The sequence below is a fragment of the Nocardia brevicatena NBRC 12119 genome, assembly GCF_000308495.1.
Taxonomy (GTDB): Bacteria; Actinomycetota; Actinomycetes; order Mycobacteriales; family Mycobacteriaceae; genus Nocardia; species Nocardia brevicatena.
The window spans coordinates 1-10,817 of the sequence record NZ_BAFU01000221.1; the positions used below are offsets into that span (position 1 = coordinate 1).

Annotated in this window: 10 protein-coding genes and 2 pseudogenes; 6 read left to right on the forward strand and 6 right to left on the reverse strand. The window is 64.1% G+C overall.

From position 1 onward, the window contains the following. The coding region (locus ON20_RS26835) for an IPT/TIG domain-containing protein (protein ID WP_169332385.1) at positions 1 to 618 on the forward strand (618 nt) is incomplete at its 5' end. A 413-nt stretch (positions 619 to 1,031) separates the two neighbouring features. Here the strand turns inward: ON20_RS26835 and ON20_RS26840 are convergent. Then, positions 1,032 to 1,526, reverse strand: a complete 495-nt coding sequence (locus tag ON20_RS26840) for an IS630 family transposase (RefSeq protein WP_218002647.1) — start codon at positions 1,524 to 1,526, stop codon at positions 1,032 to 1,034. A 34-nt stretch (positions 1,527 to 1,560) separates the two neighbouring features. Then, positions 1,561 to 2,052 carry a helix-turn-helix domain-containing protein gene (locus tag ON20_RS40395; protein ID WP_218002642.1) on the reverse strand — a complete coding sequence of 164 codons (492 nt, stop codon included), beginning with the start codon at positions 2,050 to 2,052 and terminating at the stop codon, positions 1,561 to 1,563. A 440-nt stretch (positions 2,053 to 2,492) separates the two neighbouring features. Between ON20_RS40395 and ON20_RS26845 the strand changes: the two genes are divergently transcribed. After that, positions 2,493 to 3,515 carry a DUF6492 family protein gene (locus ON20_RS26845; RefSeq protein ID WP_157229037.1) on the forward strand — a complete coding sequence of 341 codons (1,023 nt, stop codon included), beginning with the start codon at positions 2,493 to 2,495 and terminating at the stop codon, positions 3,513 to 3,515. Between the two features lie 505 nt (positions 3,516 to 4,020). Here the strand turns inward: ON20_RS26845 and ON20_RS26855 are convergent. Further along, positions 4,021 to 4,776, reverse strand: coding sequence for an NIPSNAP family protein (locus ON20_RS26855; RefSeq protein WP_218002643.1), 756 nt, complete (start codon positions 4,774 to 4,776; stop codon positions 4,021 to 4,023). Then, positions 4,773 to 5,159 carry a nuclear transport factor 2 family protein gene (locus ON20_RS26860; RefSeq protein ID WP_051163395.1) on the reverse strand — a complete coding sequence of 129 codons (387 nt, stop codon included), beginning with the start codon at positions 5,157 to 5,159 and terminating at the stop codon, positions 4,773 to 4,775. Before ON20_RS26860 ends, ON20_RS26855 begins: the two co-directional genes overlap by 4 nt. Positions 5,160 to 5,322: 163 nt before the next feature. Between ON20_RS26860 and ON20_RS26865 the strand changes: the two genes are divergently transcribed. Next, entirely contained in the window at positions 5,323 to 6,285 is a 963-nt protein-coding gene (locus tag ON20_RS26865) for a helix-turn-helix domain-containing protein (protein WP_040840085.1), read from the forward strand. Between the two features lie 1,330 nt (positions 6,286 to 7,615). Here the strand turns inward: ON20_RS26865 and ON20_RS26870 are convergent. Then, positions 7,616 to 8,940, reverse strand: a pseudogene (locus tag ON20_RS26870) (DUF4158 domain-containing protein). Positions 8,941 to 8,985: 45 nt separating this feature from the next. After that, on the reverse strand, positions 8,986 to 9,204 hold the full coding sequence (locus tag ON20_RS38170) for a hypothetical protein (protein WP_218002645.1): 219 nt from the start codon (positions 9,202 to 9,204) through the stop codon (positions 8,986 to 8,988). 97 nt (positions 9,205 to 9,301) lie between these two features. On the opposite strand from ON20_RS38170, the gene ON20_RS40030 reads away from it, so the two are divergent. From ON20_RS40030 to ON20_RS39315, 3 genes and pseudogenes are all read left to right on the forward strand, one after another. Next, the gene (locus ON20_RS40030) at positions 9,302 to 9,427 is read left to right on the forward strand and encodes a hypothetical protein (protein WP_281032915.1); all 126 of its coding nucleotides are present in this window, start codon (positions 9,302 to 9,304) and stop codon (positions 9,425 to 9,427) included. After that, on the forward strand, positions 9,420 to 9,938 hold the full coding sequence (locus ON20_RS26875) for a P-loop NTPase family protein (protein ID WP_218002646.1): 519 nt from the start codon (positions 9,420 to 9,422) through the stop codon (positions 9,936 to 9,938). Before ON20_RS40030 ends, ON20_RS26875 begins: the two co-directional genes overlap by 8 nt. Positions 9,939 to 10,363: 425 nt before the next feature. Further along, positions 10,364 to 10,696: pseudogene (locus ON20_RS39315) on the forward strand (IS701 family transposase); the annotation flags it as partial. Positions 10,697 to 10,817 lie beyond the last annotated feature (121 nt).

Here is a 10,817-nt window from a genome sequence, read left to right on the forward strand (position 1 = left end):
ACGGTGAGTTTCGGCGGTACCCCGGCGACGTCGTTCACAGTGAATTCATCGACGCAGATCACGGCGGTGGCGCCCGCCCATTCGGTCGGGACGGTGTTGGTCAGGGTCACCACAGCCGGCGGCACCAGCAACGGGGTCGCCTACACCTATATCGCCGTGCCCGCCCTCACCGCAATCGCCCCGAACGCGGGACCGGTGACCGGTGGGACCACCGTCGTGCTCACCGGGACGGCACTGACCGCCGCGAACGCGGTGAATTTCGGTGGCACACCGGCGACCTCGTTCACCATCGACTCCGCCACCCAGATCACGGCCGTGGCGCCCGCGGGTGTGGCCGGGACGGTGCAGGTCACCGTGACCACCGGCGGGGGAACCAGCAACAGTGTGGGCTATACCTATGTCAACGTCCCTACCTTGCTCACGGGTAACCCGGATCTGGGACCCGAAGCTGGCGAGCCCGGCAACTCCGACCGCTTGCGGGTGGACACCGAGGTCCCGCACGGTATCGGGGTGGAGTCGATGAACCGGAACCCGTCGCTTCCGGCCGAGACCTGCGCGGCCAACTGCTTGAGGGTCGCGGCGATCAAGGGCCCGGCCGCGTTGATCCGCTTGTTGTAGCCGGGTTGTTTGGGCAGGTACGGGGACATCGTGCCGAGTCGGCTGTAGCAGAAGCGCAGCCAGTGGTGCTGGGACGGAAAGCCCAGCAGGGTCTGGGCAACCGCCAGGCAGACCAACTCGGCGTCGGTCAACCTCTTCGGCCGACCGGGCCGTGGGGGCATCCGCACCACATGGTCATCGATGTGCACGTAGAGTGCGGTCAGGAGGGTATCGAGGTCTTTCGTCACAAATCGACGTCGATACCCTCCGCCACGTCAAAACTCGAACTCCTCGCCCCCAGCCGGGTTAGGAATCACTCGTCTAGGCTGCGTTCCTCAAAGATGGTATATAAACCGGCGGCGTAAGGCCCTCGGTTTCGGGGCGGGACGTCCCCAGATCCAGGGTCGCGCGCGAGCGTTGAGCGCGGCTGTGGCCTAGTGGGTGGCACGGTCGATTTCGGTCGCGGCGACGAAGGTCTGGCCGGCGAGGGCTTCGCGGCGGAAGATCCGCCACCACGGCTCCTGCAGGTTGAGCCAGCACGCTCCGACAGGGATGAACGCGTGTTTGATCCGTGGATGGTCTTGCAGCCATTCGCGGGTGGATTTGCTGTTGTGCCTGGACAGGTTGTCGGTGATCACGTAGATATCGCCGACCGGGTTGGCCTGCTCGACCAGTTCCAGGAAACGCTGGTAGTTGACGCTGTTGCGGGAGGAGGCGGTGAACGTGATGGCGTGGCCGTCGCGGATGCGGATCGATCCGTATACCCAGACTCGGTCGGGGCCTCGCGAGTATTCCAGGGGCACCTTGATCCTGTGCCCGTCGACCGACCACCCAGGTGGGGGTGCGAAGGTGCGGGGCGAGACCGGGCCCAACTCGTCGGCGCAGACTACCGTGGCGCCTTCTGGTGGCTGCGTGTAGAGACCGACGATGTGGGTCCTTTTGGGACGAAGTACGGGTCCTTACTCATCGTCCACGACCGCGGCCGACGCCAGCGAACCCCCTCTGCCACAAGAATTCTGCGTACCTGACTACGGCCGACGACCATCCCCTCGTCGCGTAGTACCGCGGTGAGCGAATCCAGCGTCCAGCTCGACGGCGCTCCGTCCCGCTCGGCTTCCAGGGCACCATCGGGGGGCGGGTCAAACGCCCCGGCGGCGTCGTCGCGACCAAGGCCACGATGCGGCTGCGCTCTGTTTCGGTCAACCGAGGTCTACGTCCTGCTCCTCGACGATCACCGAGCCCATCGAGACCGTGAGCGTTGAACCGGTGCAACCGTTCTCGCACCGTCTGTGGATGGCAGCCGAGCTCGCCCGCGATCTGCGCTGTGGACTTCCCATCCCAACTCGCCGTGATCATCCGCGCCCGCCGGATCCAATCACCCGGAGCATGCCGAGCCCCCGCGATCTTGCGAACCTTTCGCTCCTCCAGCACATCCCGTGCCGGACGCGCAACCATTACCTTCGGCAGAACCCAACTCGACTACACCCGAACATCAAGACCAGCAACAAGATACATGATATTTGAGGAACGCAGCACTAGGACCCGAGGAACGGGACGAGCGCGCCCCAGACACCCAGTAGCAGCACGGCCAAGCTGCCCAGAGCACCCCGACTGCGCGGAATGCGCAGCTGCTCCCTTGTCCGGTCGAAATATTCTCGTCGACGTCTGTCATGACGTCTTCAATCGTTGACAGTCGCCATTACTGCGTAGCGCTTACCCCATCGGTATCGTATACGCACAGAACACACGAATCGGCACCCTGGGCAAGCCTGACTCATCCGAGACCAATGGCACTCGCTGACCGCCAGTGATGAAATGCATGGGTCCCGACGCTTTCCGAGCCACGATCCCTGGCTATGGTTACCGGCGCCGGTCCGCTTACAGGGAGTGTGAACGTGACCATCGACACTGCGTGCCTACCGGCGATCGACGTCATGATCCCGGTAGCAGCGAAGGACCTACCTGGCCTCGACGCCTGTATCGCCGGCTTGAGGGCGCACTGCCGTAATCCGATCCGATCGGTGAATGTCGTCGGGTCCGCGCGTCTGCTCGCCCAGGTGCGGACCGAGCACGCGGTGCAGTGGATCGATGAGGAAGCGGTTTCGCCGACACCGGCCTCCATCGCGGTGACCCTACGCACAGCGGGCGGCAATCACCATAACTCGTCCTGGTATTTCCAGCAGCTGATCAAACTGAACTGCTTCCACATCCTGCCTCGCACGGGCCGGCACATCCTGGTGCTCGATGCGGACTACGCGTTCGTCGACGATGTCGTGTTCGTCGAGAACGATGGCAGATCTTGCCTGGCACTCGGGTATCCGCTGCAATGGCGCCTCGACACCCGCCGGCACGCGATCCCCGACCGCCACTCCGCGATCACCGCGGCGACCCGGCTGCTTGCCGAGTGGCGGCCGGTCGACCCATACAGCGGGATGCAGCATCACATGGTGTTCGACAGGCAAATCCTCACGGACCTGATGCGGCGAGTGGAGGATCAGCACCAGCGGCCGTTCTGGGAGGCATTCCTGGCGACGATAGAACACACCAAGTGGACCGGTGCGTCGGAGTATGTGCTCTATCGCCACTTCGCAGCGAAGTTCTTTGCCGACCAGATCCGGTCACGACACCTGGACGCCATCGATATCATCCAGCCGGCCGAAAACGCTTTGTGGACATTGACCGACGCTGTCGCCGGCCCACGCCGGGTGGGGGCCAAGGCGATCGGATGTCACAGTTTCCTCAACTACCACAACCGAATCGCCACGATGGACTACATACCCGATCAGTTACGTAGCAGGCTGCAAACGACCTCTGGGGCGCTGATGCTCGACCTCAACGAAGGTGCCCTCCACATCGCCCCCGCAACCCCGCCCCTGGATCGCGCCGAGCATCCGGGTCAAACCCCAGCCCATGGATGAAGCGTCGTCGCCGAGTGGACCGGTGCCGACCGCCTCGACACTGCTCTTGGCGAGGTTACGCGCCGACAAAGGCTACGACTCGGCCGCTCACCGCCACCTACTGCGGTGCCGGCGCAGTATTCCCCGCATCGCATGTCGCGGCATCGAAGATCCCACCCGCTTGGGCCGGCATCGCTGGAGAACCGAACGCACGATCCCCCGGCTCATCGGATACCGACGTCCGGCCATCCGCTACGAACGCCACGGCGATCACTTCGCAGCCTTCCTACCAATCTCCGCCGGACTTACCTGCTACAAGAAACTCCCCACATGAGACGCCCTCTCGGTCCGATGCGGCGGATACTGGTCAAGAGCCGGCAAACCGCTTGAAATTGGGCCGCACCACACTTCTTCGTAAGACGCCGGCATGCTTTGTGAAGCTGCACATCGACGTATACCCCGACAGCTTCGTCAACACGGTGCAGATCATTGCTGTGTCAGAACACCAGCCGATGAGTTATCAAGGTCAGCGGAGTTGTGATCGGCTTGTTGGAGCAAGAAGAAGGTGCTCTGGCGCAGAGACGAGCAGGCTCGCCAGTCGCGGGCGTACCTGCTGGTTCCACGTTTTCGATATGGTCAACTTGTCGAGGTGGTCAGCGTAGGCCCTCGCGCTGTCGAACCGGGAGAACCAGACAAACGCGTTCTCCCCCTCGCGTACCGGCAGCCGAGGGAAGGTATTCTCGGCAGGCTCGGTTTCGAAGCAAGCCGACACCACCGCTCCGGTGTCGAGCATGGTTGGCGCGACCTCGTATTCGAAGAAATCGACGAACTCTGCGTCGACCGGCTCGTCGCGGTAGTAGATCGTGGCCAGGAATCGAGAGTCGGGCAGGTCTTGGCTTCCCAGCGGCGGTCGTGTCGTGCCGGGTGGCGGAAAGACGGTATCCGAACTCAACGGTCGGAGCAGCATGACGTTGGCGGAGTCGATCATGGTGGCTTTCGCCGTAGGCCCATGGGTCCTCCAGGACTCACCTTCGACGTAGAATCGGGTGAGTGCTCGGCTTCGTGACGGCATGTCCCGAAAGCTGCGTATCCATACGAACCGATCCGGATCGTCGAGGTCATAGAACTGTCCGACGACACGCATACCGCTTGCTTCCTGCGTCTCCACGAATTCCCGGTCGAAAAGCTCTATGAGCGTGTCCCTTTGGCCAGGGTGAAGGGTGTACTGGCGCAGTTCGACCACCGACTGCTTCACTGATGTCTGTTGACCGGGCAATGTCACTCCCTGTGGTTGTGATCCGACGGAGCGTTCACCAGTACCGCGTTCACCTTGCGATAGGCGTCTTTGACTCGAATGAGGTCGCCGCGGAATTCGTAGATGTCGCACCCTTCGGTATGGGTCCCGTCGGCCCGGGTATGTCTCCATTGGACAACACCGTGTGATCCGCAGACGAGTACGAGCCCCAACCGGGTGTCCGTGCTCGAGTCATATGCTGCCATCAGCTCGAAACCTCGCCGTACCTGGTCATGGCCTTCGAACGTGGTACCGGGTTCGATCCCGACCGAGGCGTTGAACACACAGTCCGGTGCCATGAACGACATCAGTGCGTCGAGGTCCTTGTCGCGCCACGCTGCGGCGAACTGTTTCAACCGGTCGAGTGTCATCGACCCAATTTCCCGTGAGGGGTGTGCATTCATCGGTGACGTCCTCAGTGCAAAGCATCGGGTATGAGTGGGTGCTGCGGCAGTCAGATTTCCACCAATTCTCGCCAACGGCGAGTGGCAAAACTGCCTATATGCGCAACTTTTCTGCCATATCATGGCCGCTATGACTGTCGGTTCTGTTGCCGTGGCATTGGTCGACGACATGCCCTTGTACGAGATCGCCATCGCTACTGAAGTGTTCGGTCCCAGCCGCGCCGATCTCGCTGACCCGTGGTACGAGCTGAGGGTGTGTGCGTCGGCCTCGGCAAGCGTGCACACCGAGGCCGGCTTCGTCATGCCGACCCCGTACGGCTTCGACGAGCTGGTCCGAGCCGAGACGGTGATCGTCCCAGCGCTGCCGCACTCGTGCCTGCATTCGGACAACCCCGTCCCCTCGGACCTGATCGTCGCACTGCGTTCGGCTGCTGCAGCCGGTGCACGGATGGTTTCGTTGTGCAGCGGAGCGTTCGCACTCGCGGCAGCGGGGCTGCTCGATGGTCGGCGAGCGACGACGCACTGGTTACAGGCCGACACCCTGGCCGGACGCTATCCCGAGGTCGAGGTCGACGCGACCGTGTTGTACGTCGACGACGGTGACGTGTTGACCAGCGCCGGACGCAGCGCCGGTCTGGATCTGTGCCTGCACTTGGTCCGCTGCGACCTGGGTGCTCATGTGGCCAACCAGCTCGCCAGACGACTGGTGGCCTCCCCGCACCGGACCGGCGGTCAGGCGCAGTTCATCGACACCTCGGTATCGCAGGCGGCCGATGACGATATGGCGTCGGTGCTGAGTTGGATACAACATCACCTCGACGCAGAGTTGAGCGTGGACAGATTGGCGCAGCAGGCCAAGATGAGCACCCGCACCTTTGTGCGACGGTTTCACGCCGCCACCGGCACGACTCCGGGTCAATGGCTGCTCGGGCAGCGGATCAACCGGGCTCGGGACCTACTCGAGTCGACCGGCTTGTCGGTCGACCAGGTCGGCCGACGCAGCGGCCTCGGGTCCGCCGCGAACCTGCGAAAGCACTTCCAGGCCAACCTCGGGGTGTCACCAACCGAGTACCGCCGATCATTCACCGGCTGATCTGTTCGGGACTGCGCTTCATACCGCAGCTGTTGTTCGATGTGGGCACCCAATCAGGTATTGTCGCGCAGCAATGGCACCTTTGGACGGCGGGCAGGCCTATCGGCCCGCGCTCGGACAACCGTGGCACCGGCTGCTGTGGCGCTGGAACGCGTAATAGGATCCGCACAGCGGTATGGCGGGACCACCGCACTGCCAGCCGCGACAGCAGCCGTGTGGCAGCCCGCCCGGCCGGCTCCCACACCACTGCACGCACCTGCCAGGCCAGGCGGACAGTCCACCGCTGGTAATGTTCCACCACACCAGGCACTTGTTCACAAAACGTGTTGCAGCAGTTCACTGTTGGGGAGACAAGACACCGGAGCCGCACCCGGATGGCTGCCGCCCGGCCATCCACAGGGACGTCGGCGAGTGTGCGTTCGTGATAGCTGTGAACCCGGCCGGACTCGGCACCACGGGCCGGGCATAAAGCCGGCCCGTCCGGCGTTCGGGCCAGGACCAGAATCCGGTCGCACTCATCCACCACGTCCTCGACAATCGGCGGTGATGACTCCGAAAATGCGATACTGCGGGTTCTGGACTGGCAGGGACCGGTATTCAGGTAGTCGGTATTCGGGCCCTTCGGGCTGGTAGCGATCAGCGGCTGTGGTCGCCTGGTGTGTGGTGGTTCCGGGTGCCGGCGGCGTGGTCGCGGTGCCGGTGGGCGGTGGTGTAGTGGATGCCGAGGGCGTCGGCGACGACCGGCGCTGGTGCTTGCAGGACGAGTTGCCGCAGGGCGGAAACCCGGCCGGTGATGGTGGGGACTCGGTTCTGTTCTTGGCCGACTGCTTGCCGAGGGTTTCGGGGCGGAGCGGTTGGCCGGCGCGGCGGCCTGGAAACAGCCAGCGGGAGCTCGGTTCGTCGCGGTCCGCATATTCGTGCGCTGGTCGGTCAGGTCGAGGACCAGGCCGGCGAAGGGTTCGGGAACCGGCGTCGGTGGTTCACCGAATCGGATCGAGACGCCGTCGCCACTGGTGAGGACATCGTCGACGGTGAGCCGGACGATTCTGCTGAGCGGCTGACCGTAGAGCAGCAGCAAGATGAACGCGATCCGCAACCGGAGGTCGCACTCGTTGTCGGTGAGTAGCTTCCGCAGGCTCCGCAGGTGCTGGTGCTGGGTGAGCGGTTGCCGGGTCGGGCCGGTGTGGCCGGGATGTCCAGTTGGGGCATGAGATCGGTGGATTTCGCCCAGTTGAAGAACGGCTTGCTGCTGGCGCGCTGGTGGACAAGATGCGTGGCGTGCCATCGGTCGAGGGTGGCCTGGTCGCAGCTGCGCAGGGTCAGATCGGATTCATTGAGCCAGGCCAGGAATTCGGTGGCCGAGTCGGCATACCGGCGCGACCCCGGCACCCATACGTCTCCGGAGCGGAGCCCGTCCCGAAGGCACAAGGTCACGCACAGTTCCCAATAGTGCCGGTAGGCGGTGTCTTCCCCGGACTTGCGGACCTTGTCCAGGTAGTCGGTGTACTTGGCCGGGATGAATCCGGTCGGCGCGTCGAAGGGGGACCTTCCGGCCGCCAACCCGGTTCAGCTCCTCGAGGACGGCCACGGCCTGCATCAGCGCGCTGGTGCCCGGACCGCCACGGAAGTCGATCGCAGCCAGCACATTCGGCGTGAACTGCCGCAGGTAGGTGTAGGAGGAGTCCAGCTCCGACAGCCGCCCGCGGTCCTTCGACAACGGCGTCCAGGTGTCGGTGTTCAGCTCCTGCAGCATCTGCATCCCGATCCGGTCCCGCACGATGCCACCGACCTGCTCGTCCGGGATCGACGGATCGGCCAGCACCGGCAGGATCGGGAACTTGCGGTCCCCGCGCCGCGCAACCCCCTGGTTGGTCGAGCGACGGGCGACCGTGGCCAGGAACCGGCGCCGCTCGTTCGGCAGCATCGACAGACCCAGCTGGTGAGCATCGATGCCGCGGAACCAAGCCAGCTTCTCGATCGAAATCTTCACCGCCGACGCCGAGGCGTTCCTGGCCGGGCTGTTCAGCCACCCCAGCCGGGTCATCCCCAACCCGGCTTCCACCAGAAGCATCCGCTCCAGGTCCGCCCGCAGCTGCCCGGTGAGCATCGGCGCCAGCAGATGAGAGGTCAGATCACCGGCGCCCTTGCGGGCCGACCCGATCGTCTTCGCCAATACGATCGGACCCGGCCGGATCACCTTCGCAGCCAGCAGATGCTCACGAGCCAGGTCGAACAGCAACGTCGGTGAATCATGCTCCATCGCCCGGTCGAGCAGGAACTGCTCCAGCTCCTTCATCACCGTGCTACCGGCCGCCGCGCTCTTCCACCCCAGATACTTCGCCGCCGGCGCCAGATGATCGATACGGGTATGCACCCGCTTCCCGTACCCCTGCAACACTCGTGGGTCCAACTCCAACTGCTCGGCCACCTGGGCCACCGCCGCAGCCGGCGCCGCAGTGACCTCATCCGGCACAAACCCAACCAGGGCAAACTCGCCAGCTGCGCAGCAAGGCCCAAGCGGTCCGCCGGCCCACGACTACGCCCCAGATCCACGAACGCCAGATCCGCTGGCGTCAACGTGAAGAACTTGATCAGCTCGTCCCTGGTGATCTCCGGGAACGACCGCAGCTGCTCCAACTGTTCCTTGGAGAACATCTTCTCTGACACCAACCACCCCAGCACTCGACCCCGCAAACCGGGTCAGAACGAAGCGGCAGCGATCACCAGCCCACGAACCAGGACCCACACCTCGATATCACCGCAGGTCGCGGCTATATCCGACCGAAACTTCGCCAGCGCTACCCGGGACCCCACCGAGAGGCCGAGCACTCGCAACACCAGAGCATCTCGCGACCGATACCACCCGCTACCGGAGACGGATTCGGCGTCGGGCGCAGCGCCACTCGGCCAGACGCCCATAGGTTTTGTGTAGCGCGATCCGCAACCGTGCTGCGTTCCATCGCTCGGCCACCCCCTGCGATTCGGGCCACATCTGCATCACCACCTGCGTCCCCGTATGTTCGCATTCGGGCGACTCCTGTCCGAATGGGACGCGGTTGTCGTGGCCCCGGCCATGCCATCAAAAGACAAGGCCACCGAGGTCGAACGGATACCGCCCGACGAGGACGGTCACGGTGAGTAGGTTGACCTCCATGGACAGGGTGCTGATCGTGGGATGTGGGGGAAGCGGTAAGACCCACCTCGCTCACCGGCTGGCCGCCCTGTCGGGCCTTCCCGTCACACATCTGGACGCCATCTACTACGACAACGCATGGAACACCCTGGACCACGAGGAATTCGCGGCCCGCCAGCGCGAGCTGGTGGCCGCGGACCGATGGATCATCGAGGGCAACTACGCCGGCACGCTCCCGATCCGGCTGCACCGCGCCGATACGGTGATCTTCCTGGACCTACCCGCGCTCACCTGCCTGCTGGGGGTGCTGCAGCGGCGAGTGGGATATCGGGGCGGACAGCACCACGATGGCGTCCACGACCGGATCACCCTCGATTTCCTCACCTACATCGGGAGCTACCGCCGCCGAATGAGACCACGCATGCGGCAGCTTTTCGCCGAGCACGGCCCGACCACGGTCATCACGTTGACCAGCCGCCGCGCCGTCACGAGGCTCGTGCGCACACTACACACCCGATAGCGCCCCAGCCCGCCGGCGCGGAACAGCGGTTCGACTCCCTGCGCTTGCGGCACAGCCATGCCATGAGCAGGCATCGAACCGACCGTATTGCCCGCCTCCTTCCGCTACAAGAAACTGCTCTGGCATCCCGGCTCCAGGCACAGCGTCACACCGGCCGACAACGCGTGGGCGTAGTGGTCGAGTCCCCCTCTGGACACAACCACTACACCCACTCACGCTCTCTACCTGCGGTTATTCATCTGGATGAAGAACGGCATCGACACCGATCGACACAAAGCCGCAGGTAGGGGCCTGTGGGGGTTCAATTCGGGTCAAGCTGAGAGAACACTGAGAAGCCGATATTCGGACACGGCACCTCATGGATCGTCCATCACGGGTGTTTTCCAGCTCTGTGCATCTCGGCCGACCCCGACTGGAGCCGCCGGCTACTCGCACGCCGGGCCCTGACACCCAACAGCAAAGGCGAACTCGAGCTCGCCTACTACATGTGCTACGCACCCACCGGCACCAGCGACGACACCCTCATCCGGGTCGCCGACACCCGCTGGGCCATCGAGGACTGCTTCCACACCGCGAAAACCGAGATCGGCCTCGACCACTACCAGGTCCGCCGCTACGACACCTGGTACCGCCACATCACCCTCGCGATGCTCGCCCACACCTACCTCGCCGTCACCGCCGCCATATCCCCAAAAACATTGGCAGCGGCCTCATCTCGCTCACCCTCGGCAAAATCCGCCGTCTTCTGGCACACATAACCAGACCAATACCCGACCGAGCGACCATCTGGCGGTGGTCGACCTGGCGCCGCCGCCACCAATACCGGGCCAAACAATCCCACTACCAGCGACGACACCGATTACATAACCAAGTGCGGCT